23 protein-coding genes are annotated in these 20,970 nt (G+C 33.1%); 14 read left to right on the forward strand and 9 right to left on the reverse strand.

Annotated features, from left to right (window positions below):
• Positions 1-14 precede the first annotated feature (14 nt).
• From trmD to VRU49_RS03245, 3 genes are all read left to right on the forward strand, one after another.
• On the forward strand, positions 15-689 hold the full coding sequence (gene trmD / locus VRU49_RS03235; RefSeq protein ID WP_330145343.1) for a tRNA (guanosine(37)-N1)-methyltransferase TrmD: 675 nt from the start codon (positions 15-17) through the stop codon (positions 687-689).
• Between the two features lie 174 nt (positions 690-863).
• A complete protein-coding gene (rplS, locus tag VRU49_RS03240; protein WP_348527780.1) occupies positions 864-1,211 on the forward strand; it encodes a 50S ribosomal protein L19 in 348 nt (115 codons plus the stop codon).
• 78 nt (positions 1,212-1,289) lie between these two features.
• Complete coding sequence (locus VRU49_RS03245; protein ID WP_330145344.1) at positions 1,290-2,516, forward strand: Glu/Leu/Phe/Val dehydrogenase dimerization domain-containing protein; 1,227 nt, start codon at positions 1,290-1,292, stop codon at positions 2,514-2,516.
• A 3-nt stretch (positions 2,517-2,519) separates the two neighbouring features.
• Here VRU49_RS03245 and VRU49_RS03250 read toward each other — a convergent pair whose 3' ends face one another.
• The 3 genes from VRU49_RS03250 to VRU49_RS03260 are packed head-to-tail and all read right to left on the reverse strand — an operon-like array spanning position 2,520 to position 5,921.
• A complete protein-coding gene (locus VRU49_RS03250; RefSeq protein ID WP_330145345.1) occupies positions 2,520-3,179 on the reverse strand; it encodes a phosphatidylserine decarboxylase family protein in 660 nt (219 codons plus the stop codon).
• A gap of 51 nt (positions 3,180-3,230) precedes the next feature.
• On the reverse strand, positions 3,231-3,779 hold the full coding sequence (gene hpt / locus VRU49_RS03255; RefSeq protein ID WP_330145346.1) for a hypoxanthine phosphoribosyltransferase: 549 nt from the start codon (positions 3,777-3,779) through the stop codon (positions 3,231-3,233).
• Between the two features lie 18 nt (positions 3,780-3,797).
• Positions 3,798-5,921, reverse strand: a complete 2,124-nt coding sequence (locus VRU49_RS03260) for a biosynthetic peptidoglycan transglycosylase (protein WP_330145347.1) — start codon at positions 5,919-5,921, stop codon at positions 3,798-3,800.
• A gap of 110 nt (positions 5,922-6,031) precedes the next feature.
• On the opposite strand from VRU49_RS03260, the gene VRU49_RS03265 reads away from it, so the two are divergent.
• The 3 genes from VRU49_RS03265 (at position 6,032) to VRU49_RS03275 (ending at position 8,110) form a co-directional block, all read left to right on the forward strand.
• Complete coding sequence (locus VRU49_RS03265; protein WP_330145348.1) at positions 6,032-7,099, forward strand: Mrp/NBP35 family ATP-binding protein; 1,068 nt, start codon at positions 6,032-6,034, stop codon at positions 7,097-7,099.
• A gap of 40 nt (positions 7,100-7,139) precedes the next feature.
• Positions 7,140-7,385, forward strand: coding sequence for a NifU family protein (locus tag VRU49_RS03270; protein ID WP_330145349.1), 246 nt, complete (start codon positions 7,140-7,142; stop codon positions 7,383-7,385).
• An 89-nt stretch (positions 7,386-7,474) separates the two neighbouring features.
• Entirely contained in the window at positions 7,475-8,110 is a 636-nt protein-coding gene (locus VRU49_RS03275; protein WP_330145350.1) for a carboxypeptidase-like regulatory domain-containing protein, read from the forward strand.
• Between the two features lie 6 nt (positions 8,111-8,116).
• On the opposite strand, the gene def is transcribed toward VRU49_RS03275, so the two are convergent.
• Positions 8,117-8,677 carry a peptide deformylase gene (def, locus tag VRU49_RS03280; RefSeq protein ID WP_330145351.1) on the reverse strand — a complete coding sequence of 187 codons (561 nt, stop codon included), beginning with the start codon at positions 8,675-8,677 and terminating at the stop codon, positions 8,117-8,119.
• 61 nt (positions 8,678-8,738) lie between these two features.
• The gene (locus VRU49_RS03285) at positions 8,739-9,968 is read right to left on the reverse strand and encodes a M16 family metallopeptidase (protein WP_330145352.1); all 1,230 of its coding nucleotides are present in this window, start codon (positions 9,966-9,968) and stop codon (positions 8,739-8,741) included.
• Positions 9,969-10,074: 106 nt separating this feature from the next.
• Here VRU49_RS03285 and VRU49_RS03290 point away from each other — a divergent pair, with 106 nt between their 5' ends.
• A complete protein-coding gene (locus tag VRU49_RS03290; RefSeq protein WP_330145353.1) occupies positions 10,075-10,653 on the forward strand; it encodes a TlpA family protein disulfide reductase in 579 nt (192 codons plus the stop codon).
• Between the two features lie 6 nt (positions 10,654-10,659).
• Here the strand turns inward: VRU49_RS03290 and VRU49_RS03295 are convergent, their stop codons facing one another.
• Positions 10,660-11,880 (reverse strand): HD domain-containing protein, encoded by a 1,221-nt coding sequence (locus VRU49_RS03295; RefSeq protein ID WP_330145354.1) that lies wholly within the window; start codon positions 11,878-11,880, stop codon positions 10,660-10,662.
• Positions 11,881-11,970: 90 nt separating this feature from the next.
• Between VRU49_RS03295 and porX the strand changes: the two genes are divergently transcribed.
• The 4 genes from porX (at position 11,971) to VRU49_RS03315 (ending at position 15,930) form a co-directional block, all read left to right on the forward strand.
• Positions 11,971-13,527, forward strand: coding sequence for a T9SS response regulator signal transducer PorX (gene porX / locus VRU49_RS03300; RefSeq protein WP_330145355.1), 1,557 nt, complete (start codon positions 11,971-11,973; stop codon positions 13,525-13,527).
• A gap of 1 nt (position 13,528) precedes the next feature.
• A complete protein-coding gene (gene tsaE, locus VRU49_RS03305) occupies positions 13,529-13,951 on the forward strand; it encodes a tRNA (adenosine(37)-N6)-threonylcarbamoyltransferase complex ATPase subunit type 1 TsaE (RefSeq protein WP_330145356.1) in 423 nt (140 codons plus the stop codon).
• A gap of 72 nt (positions 13,952-14,023) precedes the next feature.
• Positions 14,024-15,253: an alanine dehydrogenase gene (locus VRU49_RS03310; RefSeq protein ID WP_330145357.1), complete on the forward strand. Its 1,230-nt coding sequence runs from the start codon at positions 14,024-14,026 to the stop codon at positions 15,251-15,253.
• A complete protein-coding gene (locus VRU49_RS03315; RefSeq protein WP_330145358.1) occupies positions 15,250-15,930 on the forward strand; it encodes a M15 family metallopeptidase in 681 nt (226 codons plus the stop codon). Before VRU49_RS03310 ends, VRU49_RS03315 begins: the two co-directional genes overlap by 4 nt.
• Here the strand turns inward: VRU49_RS03315 and VRU49_RS03320 are convergent.
• The 3 genes from VRU49_RS03320 to VRU49_RS03330 are packed head-to-tail and all read right to left on the reverse strand — an operon-like array spanning position 15,927 to position 18,569.
• Entirely contained in the window at positions 15,927-16,445 is a 519-nt protein-coding gene (locus VRU49_RS03320) for a SixA phosphatase family protein (RefSeq protein ID WP_330145359.1), read from the reverse strand. The genes VRU49_RS03315 and VRU49_RS03320 overlap by 4 nt on opposite strands.
• 20 nt (positions 16,446-16,465) lie before the next feature.
• The gene (locus tag VRU49_RS03325; RefSeq protein ID WP_330145360.1) at positions 16,466-17,257 is read right to left on the reverse strand and encodes an alpha/beta hydrolase; all 792 of its coding nucleotides are present in this window, start codon (positions 17,255-17,257) and stop codon (positions 16,466-16,468) included.
• A complete protein-coding gene (locus VRU49_RS03330; RefSeq protein ID WP_330145361.1) occupies positions 17,244-18,569 on the reverse strand; it encodes a D-alanyl-D-alanine carboxypeptidase in 1,326 nt (441 codons plus the stop codon). The genes VRU49_RS03325 and VRU49_RS03330 overlap by 14 nt, the downstream gene beginning before the upstream one ends.
• A 118-nt stretch (positions 18,570-18,687) precedes the next feature.
• Between VRU49_RS03330 and VRU49_RS03335 the strand changes: the two genes are divergently transcribed.
• The 3 genes from VRU49_RS03335 (at position 18,688) to VRU49_RS03345 (ending at position 20,785) form a co-directional block, all read left to right on the forward strand.
• A complete protein-coding gene (locus tag VRU49_RS03335) occupies positions 18,688-19,551 on the forward strand; it encodes a phosphodiester glycosidase family protein (protein WP_330145362.1) in 864 nt (287 codons plus the stop codon).
• A 1-nt stretch (position 19,552) separates the two neighbouring features.
• Positions 19,553-20,485, forward strand: coding sequence for a hypothetical protein (locus tag VRU49_RS03340; RefSeq protein WP_330145363.1), 933 nt, complete (start codon positions 19,553-19,555; stop codon positions 20,483-20,485).
• Between the two features lie 108 nt (positions 20,486-20,593).
• Positions 20,594-20,785: a cold-shock protein gene (locus tag VRU49_RS03345; protein ID WP_330145364.1), complete on the forward strand. Its 192-nt coding sequence runs from the start codon at positions 20,594-20,596 to the stop codon at positions 20,783-20,785.
• Positions 20,786-20,970: the final 185 nt, after the last annotated feature.

Below are 20,970 nucleotides of genomic sequence, written 5' to 3' on the forward strand. Positions count from 1 at the left end.
CTTATCTTTGTTAAATGCGTTTTGATATTATAACCGTGCTCCCACAATTATTAGAAAGTCCTTTTGCGCATTCTATTTTACAAAGAGCACAACAAAAGGGAAAAGCTGAAATACATGTTCATAACCTACGGGATTATGCCACTAATAAGCAAAAAAGTGTAGACGATTATCCTTATGGGGGTGGTAGTGGCATGGTTTTAAGTATTGAGCCCTTTGCAGCTTGCATTGAAAAACTTCAATCAGAAAGAAAGTATGATGCGGTTATTTTTATGACGCCAGATGGAGAAACCTTTAATCAATCTATTGCCAACACCCTTTCATTGAAAGAAAACATAATGATTTTATGCGGTCATTACAAAGGAATAGACCAACGAATAAGAGATCTATTTGTAACCCAAGAAATATCTATTGGTGATTTTGTGTTAAGTGGTGGAGAATTACCCGCAGCAGTGGTAGTTGATGCGGTAATAAGATTAATACCAGGTGTTTTAAACGATGAAACATCGGCATTATCAGATAGTTTTATGGCAGGATTACTAGATGCCCCAGTGTATACTAGACCTGCGGATTGGCGCGGAAATAAAATACCAGAAATACTATTGAGCGGTCATGAAGCAAAAATTAGTGAATGGAGGCATGAAGAAGCATTAAAGCGCACAGAAAAAAGACGTCCTGATTTATTAAAATAAAAACAGTAAGAATTACGCTCAAATCTTCAAATTTTGAGCATTCTAAAAGCTTTAAAATGTGGAATTCTAAAAGAATGTGGAAAAAAATAAAATTCCCTTTTATTTTTGGAAAAAAATTCCTAATATTGCAGTCCGATTTTAAAGATAAAAAAATCGGCTTAACACCTTAATATCATGGATTTAGTAAAATTTGTTGAAGAACAGGCAATTAATACAAGTGAATTTCCTGCATTCAAATCTGGAGATACAGTGAGCGTACACTATAAAATCCGCGAAGGAAATAAAGAACGTATTCAAATTTACCAAGGCGTTGTATTACAACGTAACAGCTCTGGCGCAAACGAAACTTTTACAGTTCGTAAAATGTCTAACGGCGTTGGTGTTGAGCGTATTTTTCCTGTTAACTCACCTAACATTGAAAAGGTAGAAGTTAATAGCTATGGAAAAGTTAGAAGATCTAAATTATTTTATCTTCGCGCACTTACTGGTAAAGCAGCTCGTATCAAATCTAAAAGAGTTTAATTACTCTTCAAAAAATATTAGCCTTCTCAATGCAAGTTGGGGAGGTTTTTTTGTTTATATGTAACCAAACTTTAAATAATGAAAGATTTACTGAAAAAATACGAAGAAAAACGCCCTGAAATTGTTTTTGAATGGAAAGACAAGGAATCAGAAGCAGAAGGATGGGTAGTAATAAATTCTTTGAGAGGTGGAGCAGCAGGTGGCGGCACAAGAATGCGTAAAGGATTAGATAAAAGAGAGGTAGAATCATTGGCCAAAACAATGGAAGTGAAATTTACCGTTTCTGGACCGAATATTGGTGGCGCAAAATCGGGGATTAATTTTGACCCAGCAGACCCTAGAAAAAAAGAAGTACTAAAACGTTGGTTTAAAGCTGTAACTCCATTGCTTAAACATTATTATGGTACAGGTGGAGACTTAAATGTTGATGAAATTCATGAAGTTATTCCTTTCACAGAAAACCAAGGAGTTTGGCATCCTCAAGAAGGGGTAATTAATGGGCACTTTCAGGCGCGTGAGAATGAAAGAATTCAACAAATTGGTCAGTTAAGATATGGCGTTTCAAAAATTATTGAAAACGAAAAATTTTCGCCAGATGTAGACAAAAAATATAGAATTGCCGATATGATTACGGGTTATGGCGTAGCCGAATCTGTAAAGCACTTCTATAATTTATGGGGAAGTAATATATCAGGCAAACGCGCAATTATTCAAGGATGGGGAAATGTGGGCGCTGCTGCCGCGTATTTCTTAGCACAAAATGGCGCTAAAATTGTAGGAATTATAGACCGTGTTGGTGGAGTAATCAATACAGAAGGATATAGCTTTGAAGAAATTACTGTCTTATTTAATAATAGATCGAACAACACATTAGTAGCAGACAACTTAATGTCGTTTGAAGAGATAAATAAGGAAATTTGGAATACTAAAGCAGAAATATTTATTCCTGCCGCAGCTTCTAGATTAGTTCAAAATCACGAAGTTGATCAAATGGTTGCCAATGGATTAGAGGTTATTGCTTGTGGCGCAAACGTTCCATTCGCAGATCCTGAAATTTTCTTTGGTCCAATTATGGAGTATGCCGATAAAAATTTAGCAGTTATACCAGATTTTATTTCTAATTGTGGAATGGCTAGGGTATTTGCTTATTTAATGGGCAACCACGTCGACATGTCTGACGAAGCAGTATTTAATGACGCCTCTAAGACTATTAAGACCGCGCTAGAGCGCGTTAGAAGTACAACAGATAAATGGACAGGCATTTCTGAAAAGGCTTTTGAAATCGCGTTAAAAGAGCTGATTTAGTTTTTAAACTAAATCGGCTATTTCAGTGATTCCGCCTTTTACAACTTGTCCTAATTCTACTTTTACTTTTGTCCCGATTGGGAAAAATAAATCTACTCTAGATCCAAATTTTATAAATCCAAATTCTTGGGTCTGAGTAGCTTTATCGTCTTCTTTCACATACCAAACAATTCTTCTGGCCAATGCCCCTGCAATTTGTCTAAATAAAACAGGTGTTCCATTTGCCGTTTCAACTACAGTAGTAGTTCTCTCATTTTCTGTAGACGATTTTGGGTTCCAAGCAGCCAAATATTTTCCAGGATGATATTTAAAAAATTTAACCGTTCCAGATACAGGATATCTATTGATATGAACATTTATAGGCGACATAAAAATAGAAACTTGTAATCTTTTGTCTTTAAAATATTCGCCTTCTTCAGTTTCTTCAATTACAACAACTTTTCCATCAGCAGGACTTATCACCGCTGCATCGTTTCTATTAAATTCTCTTTTAGGGTTTCTAAAAAATTGTAAAACAATAACAAACAAAGCAAAAGTAAGAACATAAAATATCCAGCGCAACACCGCTAAGTCTCCGAATTTATAATCAATAAATGCGTTTAAAATAAAAATAAATAAGACTGTTAATGCGATGGTGGTATATCCCTCTTTGTGAATTGTCATGTGTAATATTATTAACCCGTAAAGTTCTTAAAAATTTATGAAAGATGAGAATTATTCTGTTTTTCCAATTGCCCTATAAATACCTTGTATATTTCTCCCTAAGCCCTTGTAATCTAACCCATAACCTACAACAAAATCATTAGGGATTTCAAAACCAACATATTTTAACACTGGCACAGACGTTACGGTTGCATTAGGTTTATGAAGAAGTGTACAAATATTAATAGATTTTGGTTGCTCCTTTTCTATTACTTGTATTAAAAAGTTTAACGTTTTGCCCGTATCAACTATGTCTTCTACCAATATAATATCCCTTCCCTTAATATTCTTTGGAAGCCCTATTAATTGTTTTACATTTCCTGTAGACTGATCGCCTTCATAAGAAGAAACTTTTACAAATTCTATTTCACAGCCAATAGTAATATCCTTCATTAAGTCGCCAATAAACAAAAAGCTACCATTTAATACACCAATAAATATTGGGCATTTATCTTCATAATCTACACCAATTTGTATGGCCAACAAAAGAATCCTTTTTTTAATTGGATCCGATTCTATCATTAATTCGAAGTTTTTATCCTCAATTTGTATGGTATTCATAATTTATATTTTAAATTTTTAGCCTCCGCCTTTTCGCTCCTGCCTACGTTCTTGTCTAATTTGTTTCCTAGTCTTTGTTGTATCTGCTGTAGCGGGTTGTTTTTTAAGCGTATCGTTGGTAGATGGAAATAATTTATCGAATAGCTTTTTGGAATTATCTTGCATTAATAAGGGCAGCAAACCCTCTTCATCTTCAGTTGCCAAAGTGTCTATAGCGGCACTATCTTTAGGTAATAAATAGCGTAATCCTTCTTTAAGTCTAACAGAATAAAACCCATACCCAGTGGAATCTGCAGATGTAAAACCTCTCCTCGACATTAAATTTCCAATAGAATTAAAATAACCTAACATATAAGGTTTTAATGATCCATCGCTATTAAATTTATACAGTGAGGCTTTAGGTTTAGGAACGATGCTCGCTAAAAATATGCCTTCTCCTTGGGTTAATTCAGCTGGTGATTTACCAAAATAATGTCGCGATGCTTCCCCTATGCCATAGACATTATAACCCATTTCAATAATATTTAAGTAAACCTCCAACATTCTTTGTTTAGAGACTAATTTGTTGTATTCTATTAACCAAACAATTAAAATTTCTTCGGCTTTACGCGACAATGCTTTGTGTCTGCTTAAAAATGCATTTTTCACAAGCTGCATTGAAATCGTACTTCCTCCTCTTTTAAATTTTTTCTCTTTAAAATTAACCGCAATCGATGTTCTTATAGCCTCTTCAACAAAACCGTTGTGTCTAAAAAATGAAGGGTCTTCTGAAGTTAATATGGCATTTTTAAAATTGTCTGAAATTTCACCTATCGGCACATAATTTGGGTTCATTGGCCCAATCATTATGCTTCTCATAGGCTTTCCGAACTCAAAAGGCGTATAAATAAAATTGCTATTAAGGTATTGAAGATCTGTTTTTCCCCACTTTAAAATTTTAAAATTAACAGGTGTTATGGTTGAAATAAATTTAACGCTATCAGGCATTTTTTCATCCAGAAGAAATTCCAGATTATATTTTATATTGCCTTGAACCTGCATCCCATCTACCGATTCAAACAACCCAACAGGAAATGAATTAATAATCTCTTGAGCAGGCTGTTCATCAATTCGAAATTTAAACTCATAAATTTTGCTCGGATTTAAAGTGTATTTAATAAATGGTGTAAAAACAGCCTTATTAACAATGATTTTTGAGGTACTATCTAATCCAATATAATTAGGCCCCACAAAAACATCTGCTTCAATTTTGGTGTCTGGAAAAATTATATCCTTTGTTGTGAGTTTCTGTTGATTAATTTTTAGATTTTTAATTGCCCAAGACCCCGAAATAACATAATCTCCACTTTTATACCTAGCCTTCTCTAGCTTGGTATAAACCGTATCGAAACTAAAAGTACCGTTAAATTTGTTGTTTATATAGGGTAATTCAACCGCTTTATTATCTGCAAAAAGTTTAATTTCTAATTTCTGACTTCCTGGGTCTAAGTCGCCATTTAAATGCCATTTAGCATAATTATCATTCACAAGTATAGTTGAGTTCAGCTCCCCGTTATCTATGATTGCAGAAACTAAATTTAGTTTAACATGGGCCGAATCGTTATCATTTAACTTAAAAACCAAATTTTTAATCTCCATGTCGTCGGGGATTTTATATAAAATTTGATTCATAAAATTATGCGCTAAATCGCTCAATTCAACTTTCTTGTTTGAATTAGTCTTTGCTTTTTTACGTTTTAAAAAATCAAGATTTGAAGTGCTATCTCTAAATACAACATTTAAAAGTCCGTTTTCCAAATTAATTTCAGACAACTTCACATTACCAAATAATAAAGGAAACAGCTTAACACCAACACTTAACCTTTTTATAGAACTTAGCGTATCTCTCTCAAAAGGCACAACAGTTATTTCTTGAAAGTTAACAGTAGATAGTCCAGAAAATCCTGCCTTTTTAATGGTAACATTTAACCCATATTCATTTTTTGCTTTTGAAATGCCCTTATTTAACGCCGCCTTTAATAATGCCTCTCTTTTAAAATAAACCACTATTGCGGCAATAAAGAATAGGGCGAAAACGCCACCTACAATCCAGGCAAAAATTTTTATATACTTTGGCGGTATCTCTATATTTCTAAAACGCATATTCAATAAATTCTTTAAACTTAACAGTTAAATGTTAGTTTCGTGTTAAAATTACTCAAAAACCCAATAACCAATCTATTAAATCCTTTAGTTTTGTTAATTTTGGGGAAATGAACATAACATCAGAACAAGTTTTAAGTGCTTTAAGCAACGTTGAAGATCCAGATTTAAAGAAAGATTTGGTTTCTTTAAATATGATCAAAGATTTGGTAATAAATGGTCGTGAAATTAATTTCACACTGGAACTTACCACACCTGCATGTCCAATGAAAGATATGCTTAAAAATGCCTGTATAAATGCTGTAAAACATTTTGTTGATGCCGACGCAAATATTAACATTCAAGTTACTGCGAAAGTAACTCAATCTTTAAATCAGTCAAATTTGGCTGAAATTAAAAATATAATCTTAGTTTCTTCTGGAAAAGGAGGGGTAGGAAAATCGACTGTAGCGGGAAATTTAGCTGTAAGTTTAGCTTCAAATGGCGCTAAAGTTGGAATTTTAGATGCCGACATATATGGGCCATCCATTCCAATGATGTTCGATCTTCAAGATGAAAAACCAGGTGCCAAGGAGTTAGAAAATGGTAAAGTAGTAATTTTACCTCCCGAAAAATATGGCGTAAAGGTTTTGTCTCTTGGCTTTTTTGCAGATCCAAATCAACCAGTTCCGTGGAGAGGCCCCATGGCTTCTAGCGCAATAAAACAATTGTTTAATGATGCCGATTGGGGTGCATTAGATTATTTAATTGTGGATTTACCTCCAGGAACGGGAGATATCCATATTACTATTACTCAGGGTTATCCAATTGCAGGTGCAGTTATTGTTACAACTCCACAAGAAATTGCATTAGCAGATACGAGAAAAGGGTTATTAATGTTTCAAATGCCAGGAATGAATGTTCCTATCCTAGGTGTTGTAGAAAACATGTCTTATTTTACCCCACCAGAATTACCAGAAAATAAATATTATATATTTGGAAAAGACGGAGGTAAAAAGCTTGCTGAAACCTTTAATGTGCCATTTTTAGGAGAAATCCCATTAATGGAGACCATCACAGAAGGTGGCGACAAAGGAAATCCGGTAGCATTAATGCCAGATTCTATTCAAGGAAAAGCATTTTTAGACATCGCAGGAAAAGTGGCTCAACAAGTGGCCATTAGAAATGCTGGGGAATAACTTAAAATATTTGTATATTTAATAAATAATTAAAAATAAAATGAACCTCACTGTAGCAGTTGAAAACGCTTTAGATACAATTAGACCTTATTTAAAGGCCGATGGTGGCGATGTGGCTATTGAAGAGATTACCTCAGATAATGTGGTGAAATTACGTTTGCTAGGAAATTGTGGCGCTTGCAAAATGAGCTATATGACTATGAAAGCAGGTATTGAAGAAGCCATAAAAAAAGCTGTTCCAGAAATTAATTCTGTAATAGCTGTAAATTTAACAGACCCGTCATAGTTTAACACAATTTAACTATTCTATAGGCCTTTTAGAAGTAGTTTTGTAACTATAGTTGATGCATTTCAACATAGAGACTTAATTTAGTAATGAGATATATAATCGTATTAGCTTTATTAACAATTGGTTTAAACGTGTTTGGTCAAGTAAACCGAATTCAAAGTAATTTGATTCAGGTTTCAGGCATTATTCATGATGCCGACAGCAATAACGTTGTTCCCTATGTAACTATTTCAAATAGTGGCAATAAACTTGTTTATTCTGCAAATTATCAAGGTTATTTTTCTTTTATTGCAAAACCTGGAGATACATTAACGTTTACTGCGATTGGATACAAACCCCAAACCGCTGTTGTTCCAGAAAACAATACCGACAATAAGCATACATTAATGATAAAAATGAAATCAGAAATATATGTTATTCAAGCGGTTAGAGTTTATCCGTGGGCAACGGTAGAAGAATTCACTCACAATTTTTTAAACATGAAAATTGCGGATGATGATTTGGAAATTGCACGTAAAAACCTATTACCTCAAAACCTCAGAAATGCCAGTTTAACGTTGCCTTTAGATGCTGGCGAAATCGCCAATATGAATAACCGATTTGAGCATAATAGGGCGGTAAACAAAAACATGGTCCAAACCAATCCGCTATTAAATCCGTTTGCTTGGGGCAAATTAATCCAATCTATAATGAATGGAGATAAAAACAGGAAGGAAAATTAATAGAATTTAGCTTCTTTTCTTGTTAATCGCTGGGAATTTCATTTTATAATCTGTATTCACCTTGCCTTTAGAAATAGAGTCCAATTTGCTTTTTAACATCGTTTTACGCAACAAAGGCAATCTATCTGTAAACAATTTACCTTCAATATGGTCGTATTCGTGCTGAATCACACGCGCAGCCATCCCAGTAATTTCTTCTTCATGAAGTTTCCAGTTTTCGTCAAAATAACGAATTAGAACATTAGGCTTTCTCCAAACATCTTCACGAATGTCTGGAATACTTAAACATCCTTCGTTAAAAGCCCATTCTTCACCTTTTTCCTCAAGAATTTGAGCATTAATTAAAGTCTTTTTAAATGGCTTTTCATCTTCAAAACCCTGTGTATCTACTACAAATAGTCTAATTGGTAAACCAACTTGTGGAGCAGCAAGACCAACACCACTTGCATTATACATTGTCTCATACATGTTCTCAATTATTTGAGAAAGATTTGGATAATCTTTATCAATATCAGAACATTTCTTTTTTAATACCGGATCACCGTATGCTACAATAGGTAATTTCATTTTATGTGTTAAATAATTGGATTTAAAGAAGCCATTTACGACTTACAAAAATACAAAAATGTTAATCAATAGGAGAAAAGATAAGCCTAGTTTGACGATCTTCATCCAAAATTTCATTTGCAATTTCTAACAACTCTATATTAGAAACCGCTTCTATTTTCTTAAAAACTTCTTCTAATGAATCAATTACATCATGATCCATTAAGCTTTTTGCCATAGAAACTAATAACCCCATTCTGTTTTCTTCGCCTAAGGCAATTTGACCAATAAATTTTCTTTTAGCCTTCTTAAGCTGTACTTCAGATAGTTTTTGACTTTTAAGTTTTTTAAACTCTTTATAAATTAATTTTAAGGCTTTATCTACTTTTTCGCGCTCTGTACCAAAGTAAACGGTAAATAACCCTGTATCACTAAGCGGCGAATAAGCAGATTCTATTGTATAAGCTATACCGTGCTTTTCCCTTATTTCCAGGTTTAAAATAGAGCTCATGCTATTTCCACCCAACATATTGTTCAACAATAAAAGTCCTGGTTTTTTATTATCGTAAATATCATAAGCCGAAGTGCCCAAAACAATGTGTGCCTGAGAAATTGGCTTTAATGATAAAATATTGGTGCTTTCTGATGTATGTTTTTGTGGTATATGTCTTATGCCTTCATTTGCGGGTAAACTGCCGTAATATTTATCGGCAATCGCCACTACTCTTTTAAATGAATAGTTGCCCGATACAGCAATAATCATTTCATTGGTTCTATAATTTTCCTTTATAAAACGCTCTAAATTCTCTTTTTTAAATGCCTTTACAGAGTTTATTGTACCTAAAATATTATGCCCAAGCGGATGATTACTAAACAATAAATCTTCAAAATCATCATAAATTGCTTCTTCCGGTTGGTCCTGATAAGATGCCAATTCGTCTAAAACAACACCCTTTTCTTTAATAATTTCATCTTCAGGGAATACAGAATTAAAGGAAACATCTTGAAATAACTCTAATGTCCTATCTAAAAACGGCTTTAAAAAAGACGCGTGCAAACAAGTATATTCTTTTGTGGTATAAGCATTTAAATCTGCTCCTACACTTTCTAATCTGTTTAGAATTTGATTCGTATTTCTCTTTTTTGTCTTTTTAAAAAGCATATGCTCAATAAAATGAGCTACACCTAAATCTTCGGGTCTTTCATGTCTACTTCCTGCCTTAACCAAGAAACAAGCATGAGAAATTGCAGAAGCACTAGGGACAAATAAAAGCCTTATTCCATTTAAAAAAGTATGAACTTGATATTCCATTAATTTTGCAAAGATACGCAATAAACTGCTGTTATTGTGTCTATTATGTGACCAACTTTGTGTCTTATTAATGTTAAATTTGACCTAAAATCATTTTAAAGCTGATATGGAAAATAAAAAGAATAAAAAATGGGGAAATATTATCAATGTATTATTAATTGTTTTCGCAGGATTGATGCTTTTTGTTCCATCAGCAAAAGCTTTGGTTTTAACGGCATTAATTAATATCGGTATATTATCGCCAAAACAACCCATTGAACAACCTTTAGTGCTCTCAGAAGCTATTACTTATAGAAATTCGAAAGGACAAAATTTTAATTTAGAGTCTCAAAAAGGGAAAGTGATTTTTATTAATTTTTGGGCCACCTGGTGTCCGCCATGTATTGCAGAAATGCCTTATATCCAAAAATTGTACGACCAATTTAAATCCAATGAAAATATTGTTTTTATTACCATCGATGCTGATAATAAGTTGCGCAAAGCCGAAAATTTTCTAGCTAAGCGCAAAATGGATCTTCCGGTTTATAATATAACCTCATCAATCCCTGACTATATTTTCGACGGAACACTGCCTACAACTGTCGTAATTGATAAACAAAACAGAATTGTTTATAGAGGGACAGGGGCGGCAGATTATTCCAATAAAAAATTCGTTTCTATGATGCAAAAATTAGCTTCAGAATAACCTCAATTATACCTTTGCATAATATAGAACATGCTTAGTTACTGCTTTATCTAACGACTGTAAATTATTTAAATCAGATGCTTTTGCAATATCTAAAGTTTCATTGTTCTTTTTCAAAACAAAAATATTTCCCACATCGCCATTATAAGCTCTATTGGTGATTTTATTAGAAAAAACAAAATAATCTGCATCTTCAATAGTAATTCCAAAAGCAGACGCAATATTGTGTTTTAATTGCTCTATACGCTGAGCATCTGGCTTTGTATTGGTCATTTCTACTTTGTATAAATTCCTAGAAATAATCATCTTACAAAGCATAGATAAAATTTTATCGGAATGTGATGCCCATACTTTAACCGCAGCATGAATATCCTGATCGTCTAATTGCGAGAATTGATATAAATGATTTGGATTGGTGAAAAATTGCTCTGGCGTTACTTCTTCCTTTAAGAAATGAAGAAGCGCAGGTGAGCCAAATATTTCTTCGCCACTCAATGCAATAAATTTTGCTCTCTCTAAGATTTTAACCATTAATTCTTCAGCAGAAGTACTTGTTTTGTGCAAATAAACCTGCCAATACATTAAACGGCGCGATATCAAAAAATTCTCAACAGAATATATCCCCTTTTCTTCTATAACCAACTGACCTTCAAAAACATTAAACATTTTAATTATTCGGTCAAAACTCACAACACCTTCGCTTACCCCAGTAAAATAACTGTCTCTATTTAAATAATCTAACCTATCCAAATCGAGTTGTCCGCATATTAATTGTTGCAAAAATTTCTTAGGGTGTTTACCTTCAAAAATTTCTATTGCTGTATTTAAAGCCCCTTTAAACTGTGCGTTTAAATCTCTCATCATTTGATTAGAAATAGCCTCGTGATGAATACCTTCTACCAAGGTGTGTTCTAACGCATGGCTAAACGGTCCATGCCCAATATCATGTAATAAAATAGCTATTTGAGCTGCCTCTTCTTCTTCGGCCGTAATGGCAATCCCCTTACTCTTTAAAACATCCAATGCCAACCCCATTAAGTGCATAGCGCCTAAAGCATGATGAAATCTAGTATGAATAGCCCCCGGGTAAACTAAATGAGACATTCCTAGTTGTTTAATGTATCTTAGGCGTTGAAAATAAGGGTGGGAAACTAAATCATAGATTAGTTCTGTTGGTATGGTTATGAAACCATAAACCGGATCGTTTATAATTTTCTTTTTATTCACAATAATAAGATAAGTGAGTAGTACAAAAATTGTTATTTTTATTCACACAAAAAAACTTAGCGGTTGTTTAAAATAATTAGCTATTAAAAAATGCAAGAAACGAGAATACTTTGGGCCGACGACGAAATAGATTTGTTGAAACCACATATATTATTACTAAATGAAAAAGGATATGCCGTAACCACATTCACAAATGGTAACGATGCGTTAGAAGCGTTTAGTAAGGATAATTTTGATCTTGTTTTTCTTGATGAAAATATGCCTGGAATGGGTGGCATTGAAACGCTTTCTGCTATAAAAAATATTCGTTCCGATATCCCTGTTGTTTTAATCACTAAAAGTGAAGAAGAAAATTTAATGGAGGACGCAATAGGTTCCAAGATTGATGATTATTTAATTAAACCTGTAAATCCGAAACAGGTATTATTAACCATAAAAAAGTTAATTGATAACAAGCGATTAGTAGGCGAAAAAACCTCGATGGCTTATCAACAAGATTTCAGGAAATTAGGCGTCACACTTAACAATAATCTAAATTATAATGAGTGGGTTGAGGTTTATAAAAAGTTGATTTTTTGGGAGCTAGAATTAGAAAAATTAGACGACCCACAAATGCATGAAATATTAACCATGCAAAAAGCAGAAGCCAATGCGCAGTTTTCAAAATTTATTGAAGAGCACTATATGCATTGGATGGATAAATCTACTTCAGATATTCCATTGTTTTCTGATCAGCTTTTGCGCAAAAAAGTGTTTCCATTAATCAATAACCAAACGCCTGTATTTTTTATTTTAATTGACAATTTACGATACGACCAATGGAAAGTTATTCATCCCTTAATGTTGGAGTACTTTAAATTGGAAGAAGAAGACACTTATACTAGCATTTTACCTACAGCAACCCAATATGCTAGAAATTCTATTTTTTCAGGATTAATGCCTTTAGAAATGGAAAAAAAGTATCCAAAACACTGGCAAAATGATGATGATGAAGGTGGTAAAAATTTACATGAGGAGTTTTTTCTATCGGAACAAATAAAAAGAACACTGAAAAAGGAATGTAGGTTTAGCTATCATAAAATCCTAACCTTCGATCAAGGAAAAGAAATTTGTGATCAGTTTAACAACCTTATGCAAAACAATTTTAACGCATTAGTCTATAATTTTGTTGATATGCTGAGTCACGCTAGAACTGATATGCAAATGATAAAGGAACTGGCTAATGACGACGCTGCATACAGGTCATTAACCTTGTCGTGGTTTGAGCATTCTCCTCTTTTAGATTTACTTAAAAAGTTAGCGCAGAAAAAAGTTAAAGTAATTTTAACGACCGACCATGGAACCATCAGGGTTAAAAGTCCGAGTAAAGTAATTGGGGATAGATCTACAAACACCAATTTAAGATATAAACAGGGCAGAAATTTGAACTTTAATTCGAAAGAAGTTTTTTTAATAAAGAATCCACATGAAGCTCATCTTCCGAAAATTAACATCAGTTCAAATTATATTTTTGCTAAAGAAGATAAGTATTTCGTGTATCAAAACAATTTCAATCAATTTGCTAATTATTATAATGATACTTTCCAACATGGAGGAATTAGTTTAGAAGAAATGCTTATCCCAGTTGTAACTTATTCAAATAAATAAATTGAAATTAAACATTCAAAACCCAAGCGAACTACCAGAGGTAGCGAAGAAATTAATTGAATTTGCTCCAGAAGCATCTTTTTTTGTTATAGAAGGGCAAATGGGCGCAGGAAAAACAACTTTTATTAAATCTGTATGCGATTTATTAGGTGTATTAGATGTAGTTAGCAGCCCCACATTTTCTATTGTAAACGAATATCTTGGAGATAAAGGGCCAATTTATCATTTCGATTTTTATAGGATTAAAAACTTAAATGAAGCATACGATATAGGTTATGAAGAATACTTTTTTGGAGAAGGTATTTGTTTTGTTGAATGGGCAGAAAAAGTTAAACCGTTGCTCCCCGACACCTATGTTGAGGTAAAAATTACAATTACTGGCGAACATTCAAGAACATTTGAGTTTATAAAAACCTCATCTTAAAGGTATTTCTCTTCAAAAAACATCGGTTATATTTTTTATGCTTAACTTCATATAACTAAAATATTCTAAGTCATGTCAAAAGGTTTACGCGATGGAATAGCTGCAATAGCACAAAAAGGTTTAATGCAGCCACAAGAGTCGTTGTTAGAAGTGCAACGAAAAAAGAACAGCTTAACAATTGGCATTCCAAAAGAGATCTCCTTTCAAGAAAATAGAATAGCTTTAACCCCTTTATCCGTAGGATTGTTAATACATAATGGTCATAAGATTATAATAGAATCAGAAGCTGGAATTGGCGCAAATTTCACAGATCAAGATTATTCTGAACAAGGCGCCATTATATCATTTGATAAAAAAGAAGTATTTCAGAGCGATGTGATAGTTAAAATCGCTCCACCTACTTTAGAAGAAATAGAATTACTTCATGCCAAGCAAACGCTAATTTCTTCGGTACAATTTAGTACCATGAAGGATGTTTACTTAAAAGCGTTAATGAAGAAAAAAGTTAATGCTTTGTGCTTCGAAAATCTACGCGACGAAGGAAATGTTTTAAGTGTTGTTAGGGCCATGGGTGAAATTGTTGGTTCAACATCTATTTTAATTGCTGCAGAATACCTTAGTAATGTAACCGGAGGCAAAGGTCTTATGTTGGGTGGATTTACGGGTGTGCCGCCTACAGAAGTTGTTATCTTGGGGGCAGGCACAGTAGGGGAATATGCCGCTAGAACCGCCTTGGCTTTAGGTGCAGAAGTTAAAGTATTTGACAATTCTATTTTTAGATTACGCAGACTTCAAAATAATTTAGGAAATAGCCGCATTTTTACTTCCGTAATGCAGCCCATCGTAATGCAAAAAGCTATTACACGTTGCGACGTTGTTATAGGCGCCATTAGAGCAGAACACGGCAGAAGCCCTTGTGTTGTTTCTGAAGAAACAGTAAGCAAAATGAAATCTAACTCTGTAGTTATTGATGTCAGTATTGATCAAGGTGGGTGTTTCGAAACCTCCGAAATCACAAATCATACCCATCCTGTATTTAGAAAATATGATGTGATTCATTATTGCGTGCCAAATATTGCTTCAAGAGTCCCAAGAACCGCATCTTATGCTCTTACTAACATCTTTTGTCCTATCTTATTAGACATTGGTGAAATGGGTGGATTAAACAATGTGGTGTGGAATAATGCAGGAATAAGAGATGCATTATATATCTATCAAGGACATATAACTAATAAAGATATTGCATCACTTTACAATTTGCCATTTAAAGATTTAGAACTATTAATGGTGTCCTCAAGATGAGAAAAATAGGCCTTTTTTTAAGTTTAACTGCTTCTCTAATTTTATTTGGGTTTCAAACCTCTCAAAATCCGTATGGCTTGTATGTTGAAGGGCCTGAAATCTATTTAAAATCTATAAAAACGAATCCAAATACAACCTTAGTAGATTTAAAAAAGTTTATACCAGACCTTGTTCTTGATATAAAATATGCCACTAAGGACAACTTTATGGGAAGAGAGATGTATAAGCAGGCTAGAGCATTTGCCAGAAAACCTGTTGCAGAAAGACTCCTAATAATCCAAAAAAAGCTAAAAGAAAAAGGATTAGGACTAAAAATATTTGATGCCTACAGGCCTTATAGCATCACTATAGCCTTCTACAATGAAAGTAAGGACAAAAATTTTGTAGCTGACCCAAAATTTGGCTCAAAGCACAATAGAGGATGCGCTATAGATTTAACCTTAATTGACTTAAAAACAGGCAAAGAATTGATTATGCCTACGCCTTACGACAGTTTTAAAGCTGCTGCGGCCGCAGATTATGAACCTGTATCAGCCATAGCCCGAAAAAACAGGACTACGCTGATTCAAATTATGGAAAGTAATGGTTTTAAGGTCTTAGAAAATGAGTGGTGGCATTTTGATTTTATCGGTTGGAAAAATTATCCCTTAATGGATATTCCTTTCGAAAAACTCTAATTTTCTTCAATCGATTTTTTACCGTATTTAGAAGTGCTCACCGATATTTTATCGCCATTTATAGTTAGCTTAAATAAATTATCATAAACCGTTTCAGGAATTTCTTCAAAAGGTTTTTTACCCCCAAAAGCTTCGATAAGTTCTAAAACTGTATTAGAATGGCCTACTATTAATAAGGTTTTACCGTCATATTCCGTTTTAATGGTTTTAACCAAATCTGCAGGTTTAGTAGCATCGTATAAATGTAAAGGCAACCCTCTATAATCTCTTAATGGACCAGCTGTATTTCTTGTTCTAATATAATTGGTGCTAAAAATGTCATTTATGCCTTTGCCCTTCAAAATACGATTTAATTCTAAAGCTCTTTGCTTTCCCTCAAACGATAATTCTGGATCTTTTAATGTAGTATTCGACATGTCTTTTTCGGCATGTCTTACAATATAAACGGTTAATTTTTGAGCAAACGAAAATTGGACAAAAAATAAAGCGATAACTACTAATAATACTTTTTTCATTTTAAATGGATTATAGATGCTTAAATAAGCGTTTTAAAGAAGTTCATTTGTTGCCTAATAGATTTTGCCCAATAAGCTCTATTATGACCTCCTGGCTGACTAATATACGTTGCTTTTATCTTTAATTGGTCACACAGCATCTTAAGTTCATTGTTCATTTTATAAAACTGGTCTTCTGTACCGCAGTCAAAAATGAATGTCCTATCTGTTCCAGCTAATTTTTTTACATTTTCTATAACAGAAAAAGAATTCAATAATTCTTCTGAAGCGTTTTTCCCAAGTAAAACATCAATACCGTATTTACTACCTAAAGTTCTTAAATCTACCGCGCCACTAGTACTTCCGCCACTTTTAAATTTATCCAAATTGTTCAAAAATATACTTAATGCGCCATGTCCGCCCATACTCAATCCAGTTATAAATATATTATTTTGGTTAGGTGTATATTTTGCAATGATGTCTTGAAATAACTCTTCAATAAAAAATTTTTCGTACTGACTTTTCTCTAATAATGGACTATTTAAATACCATGAATTATACAATCCATCAGGCAAAACCACAATAAAACCATACTCATTGGCATAATTTTGTGCATTTGAAATAGCGTCCCATTGTTTATAAGTTCCGCTATACCCATGCAGCATAAACACCAACGGTAATTGATCTGCCTTTGATTTTCCTTTAGGCATAAACACCAAAGTTGAATCTGGTTTAGATAAATATTTACTGTTATAAACAATTAAATCTTGGGCAAATATTTGAAATGGCAAATAAGCCAGGACAACAAAAATGAGAATTTTAATATTTTTCATGTATGTAGGTTACGATCTTACCCATCTGCTTTCGAATTTCAGATGTTGGTAGCACAAAATTATTATTCATAAAGGAATAAAGTAATATTTTGCCACTTTTTGTTTTAATATATCCGCTCTGATTATGTGTATTAGAAACTGTCCCGGTTTTACCAAATACCCAAGGGTTTTTTGTTGCAGGATAAGCATTTTTTAATGTTCCGCTATATCCTCCTGCCGGAAGTAAAGCAAACAGCTCATCCACATTAGGGTATAACTCCATAATTTTTTTTAAAATATGAATATTATCAGCCGGCGTAAACAAGTTATAACGACTTAATCCAGACCCATCTACCCAAATAGGTTTATCTGGTAAATCATTTAAATAGTTTTTTAGTGCATAATCTATCGCTTTAGCTGTATTTAATTCTGTTCCCAATTGATCTGCGCAGAGCAACAATAAATGTTCGGCTATAAAATTATCACTAGGCAACATCATTTCTTTTAAAATACTATCCCTGGACATCCCTTTTAGGGCTTTTGCCTCTTTAGGTAGCGGTAAATTAATAATGCCTACCTCTTTATTTAAAGTGTCTTGTAATATATTTAGCGTTGTAACAGTGCTCGTCTTATAAGGGATTTGTTGAGTGAAATTTGGAGAAATTGGGGCTGAGGGATCGCTTGGATAATTAAAAATATTTTGATCAAAATCCCTTACGATTTTAAATGGCCTTTTATTCGATGAATCAGCCATAAAATCTTTTGCAAATATTTTAGGTTGAATTTGAATCTTACTGTTCACATTTCTTACCGTCACCATATTGTCCATCAATGGTAATTCAGTTATCTCTGGCTGATAATAATCATTATAGTCATCCCATTGCCATCCTGCTCCATAAAACGAACTTGTATAACGTGTTGGCGAAAAGAATAATTTCTCAGGCGCCTCTTTCAAAAAATTAAAAGCTTCCTTCCCTTTTAATTTTCCTTGCAAAAATGAAGGATCTCCTGTACCCCAAAAAATGAGTGAATCTTCTCTTTTAACATATTTTAAAGCAGGAATAAATTCAGGGAGCATTTTTAAACTCGCATAAAAAGTATAAAGCTTTGTATTGCTGGCGGGCGTATAATATTTATGTAAATCCTTAGTGTAAATATATTTACCCATTTGAGGGTCATATAGTGCAAAACCCGCTTGATATTTATTTAAAGTGTCTGATTTTTCAATCATTTGCTTTAAATTTTTAGAAACATAAAGTGTTTTTGAACAGGAAGTCATCAAAAAAATTGAAGACAACATAAAAAACAACGGATACTTATACTTTATCCACATAAACTATATCGTTATTGAATTACAATTATAGCTTAAAATCATAGTTTTTTAATAATTAATATTAATCATTTATAAAATTTATTCTTGTAAAGTTATCTTTAGCAGATATTTTAAAAAAATGAAAAAACTTGTCTTAACGTTTAATATTCTACTGTTTTTTGTTGGATTAGCTGTTGCTCAATCTATAGACTCGCTTAATATAGTTAATGCAAAATGGAAAACTCAAAAAATTGCACCCCATACTCGTTTAAAAACCTATCATTTTAGTAATAATTCCTTGTTTAATGCCAACCAATACATAAGTTTTGTAGAAATTAAAAACAAAGGAAAAAAGGTTAAACTGAGTTTAGGCGCAGATTCAGGCACTTTATATAAAACCAGTGAATTTGGAATAAAAAACAATGCGCTTTTAGCTATAAATGGGACATTTTTCGATATAAAAAATGGAGGTTCTGTTGACTATATTCGAGCAAATGGTCAACTTATAAATTCAAATAAATTAGATAATAATCAACGCGCAAGGCATCAGCAGGCGGCCATAACTATTGATAAAGGAAGACTTGCTATAAAAAAATGGGATAATACTTTGACTTGGGAAGAGGAATTAAAAGAAAGTGACATTATGGTTTCGGGACCGCTATTAATCTATAAAAACTCAGTTGAAGCATTAGATAAGAGCTCATTTACTACAGCAAGACACCCAAGAACAGTCGTTGGTGTTAAAAAAAATGGGAACGTAATCCTTTTAACTGTTGATGGCAGACACGAAAATAGTGCTGGAATGAGCTTAAACGAGCTAACTTTATTAATGAAATGGTTGGGTTCTGAAGATGCTTTAAACTTAGACGGCGGCGGTTCTACTACCCTTTGGTTAAATAATAATCAGGAAAATGGGGTAGTAAATTATCCTTCAGATAATAAAAAATGGGATCATGAAGGCGAACGAAAAGTTGCAAACGTTATCCTATTAAAGAAAAATTAAGATGAAGTTAAAACGAATTCCATTTTTTGCTACAATTTTTATTAGTCTTTTTTTAATAAGCTGTTCAGAGAATAATAGCGACCGGAAAGAAGACACAATAGCAGTACCCGATTTTACAACCATCAAAAACAAAGAATACTTTGAAGTTAAACGCCGTTTTAGCAATGGTTTGTCGTTTGACACTTCGGGGTTTCAATTAGAGCCGTTATGGATATTAAACTTTCAGTCAAACGACTCTGTTATGGCATTTAGTTCTGAAAGAGCAAGGTGGCATACCTTCCCGATTTTACACGACCACGATAACGTATTTAACATGGTTTTTGAGTTTTTCAGGGTTAAATCAATACATCAAGATAGTTTGGTCTTTCAACGATTAGAAGTAAGAAATAACGAAGTAAAGCAAGGCTATTTATCTGATGTAAACATGACTTTTTACTCTAGAGACTATATTTTTAATAAACTAAAAACCAACCCCATTGCTTTACAAAAGCCTACCAAAAAAGATACCCTTTTTATAAATGAACTTATTCAGAAATTAGACCCAAAAACAGGCGAGAAAGTTCCATTTGCTGCACGCAACATTGTACAATTTATACCAAAAGTAAATACAGTTTCTGCGTCTGTTGAAAATAAAGTGAGCAAAGTTGACGGGAAAAATCACTCCAGCTTATACATGGAGCCTAAATATAAAATCACCATAAATAAGTCTTATAAAAAGTTTGATTATTTGTTTACAGCAATTATTGATGAGCGAGGAAATATAAAAATTAATAAAGTTTATGGTGTATTAAAAGATGCTGAAGCTTCTAGGAAAAAACTCCTACAGGGAATTGCTGATGTTTATATAAAAAATCTCTTTAAAGTAATCCCTGGGACTACTTTAGGGAGGCCTCATGCTTCGGAAGTGGAAATTTATTTAATTGGGCGTAAATAATTTTAAATTATTTTTAGCGCTATTAATCTTAAAAGCTATAATATTTTAAAATAAAAAAACTGAATATCAATATATTATTGTAACTTGCAGTCTTAATTTTTATTTACAATGTTAGAAGGAACAGTAAAGTTTTACAACGCAACAAAAGGATTTGGTTTTATCGTACCAGCAGATGGTGGTGAAGACATTTTCGTACACCAAACTGGTTTAATTGATGAAATCAGAGAAAATGATAAAGTAACTTATGCAGTAGAAAACGGCAGAAAAGGATTAAATGCCGTTCAAGTACAAGTATTATAATTATTTTTAATCAGTGCAAAACCCCGAGATTTCGGGGTTTTTTTTTGCTCTTTTTTTCACAAATAAGCTTTTTAGCCCTATAAATCTGTCCCCGCTCACTCATCTATTGTTGAAATAAATGAGACATAGATAGCCTTTCTCCAAAACATCGTTTTATTTAATTTACAATAGAATTATCAACGCCA

Origin of the sequence: Pedobacter flavus (assembly GCF_036324285.1) — a bacterium.
In the GTDB taxonomy this organism is placed as follows: domain Bacteria; phylum Bacteroidota; class Bacteroidia; order Sphingobacteriales; family Sphingobacteriaceae; genus Pedobacter; species Pedobacter flavus.

Excerpts from the sequence above, each read along its gene's own strand:
- trmD (WP_330145343.1), top strand. The coding sequence starts at position 15 with ATGCGTTTTGATATTATAACCGTGCTCCCACAATTATTAGAAAGTCCT.
- rplS (WP_348527780.1), top strand. The coding sequence starts at position 864 with ATGGATTTAGTAAAATTTGTTGAAGAACAGGCAATTAATACAAGTGAA.
- VRU49_RS03245 (WP_330145344.1), top strand. The coding sequence starts at position 1,290 with ATGAAAGATTTACTGAAAAAATACGAAGAAAAACGCCCTGAAATTGTT.
- VRU49_RS03250 (WP_330145345.1), bottom strand. The coding sequence starts at position 3,179 with ATGACAATTCACAAAGAGGGATATACCACCATCGCATTAACAGTCTTA.
- hpt (WP_330145346.1), bottom strand. The coding sequence starts at position 3,779 with ATGAATACCATACAAATTGAGGATAAAAACTTCGAATTAATGATAGAA.
- VRU49_RS03260 (WP_330145347.1), bottom strand. The coding sequence starts at position 5,921 with ATGCGTTTTAGAAATATAGAGATACCGCCAAAGTATATAAAAATTTTT.
- VRU49_RS03265 (WP_330145348.1), top strand. The coding sequence starts at position 6,032 with ATGAACATAACATCAGAACAAGTTTTAAGTGCTTTAAGCAACGTTGAA.
- VRU49_RS03270 (WP_330145349.1), top strand. The coding sequence starts at position 7,140 with ATGAACCTCACTGTAGCAGTTGAAAACGCTTTAGATACAATTAGACCT.
- VRU49_RS03275 (WP_330145350.1), top strand. The coding sequence starts at position 7,475 with ATGAGATATATAATCGTATTAGCTTTATTAACAATTGGTTTAAACGTG.
- def (WP_330145351.1), bottom strand. The coding sequence starts at position 8,677 with ATGAAATTACCTATTGTAGCATACGGTGATCCGGTATTAAAAAAGAAA.
- VRU49_RS03285 (WP_330145352.1), bottom strand. The coding sequence starts at position 9,968 with ATGGAATATCAAGTTCATACTTTTTTAAATGGAATAAGGCTTTTATTT.
- VRU49_RS03290 (WP_330145353.1), top strand. The coding sequence starts at position 10,075 with ATGGAAAATAAAAAGAATAAAAAATGGGGAAATATTATCAATGTATTA.
- porX (WP_330145355.1), top strand. The coding sequence starts at position 11,971 with ATGCAAGAAACGAGAATACTTTGGGCCGACGACGAAATAGATTTGTTG.
- VRU49_RS03310 (WP_330145357.1), top strand. The coding sequence starts at position 14,024 with ATGTCAAAAGGTTTACGCGATGGAATAGCTGCAATAGCACAAAAAGGT.
- VRU49_RS03315 (WP_330145358.1), top strand. The coding sequence starts at position 15,250 with ATGAGAAAAATAGGCCTTTTTTTAAGTTTAACTGCTTCTCTAATTTTA.
- VRU49_RS03320 (WP_330145359.1), bottom strand. The coding sequence starts at position 16,445 with ATGAAAAAAGTATTATTAGTAGTTATCGCTTTATTTTTTGTCCAATTT.
- VRU49_RS03325 (WP_330145360.1), bottom strand. The coding sequence starts at position 17,257 with ATGAAAAATATTAAAATTCTCATTTTTGTTGTCCTGGCTTATTTGCCA.
- VRU49_RS03330 (WP_330145361.1), bottom strand. The coding sequence starts at position 18,569 with ATGTGGATAAAGTATAAGTATCCGTTGTTTTTTATGTTGTCTTCAATT.
- VRU49_RS03335 (WP_330145362.1), top strand. The coding sequence starts at position 18,688 with ATGAAAAAACTTGTCTTAACGTTTAATATTCTACTGTTTTTTGTTGGA.
- VRU49_RS03340 (WP_330145363.1), top strand. The coding sequence starts at position 19,553 with ATGAAGTTAAAACGAATTCCATTTTTTGCTACAATTTTTATTAGTCTT.
- VRU49_RS03345 (WP_330145364.1), top strand. The coding sequence starts at position 20,594 with ATGTTAGAAGGAACAGTAAAGTTTTACAACGCAACAAAAGGATTTGGT.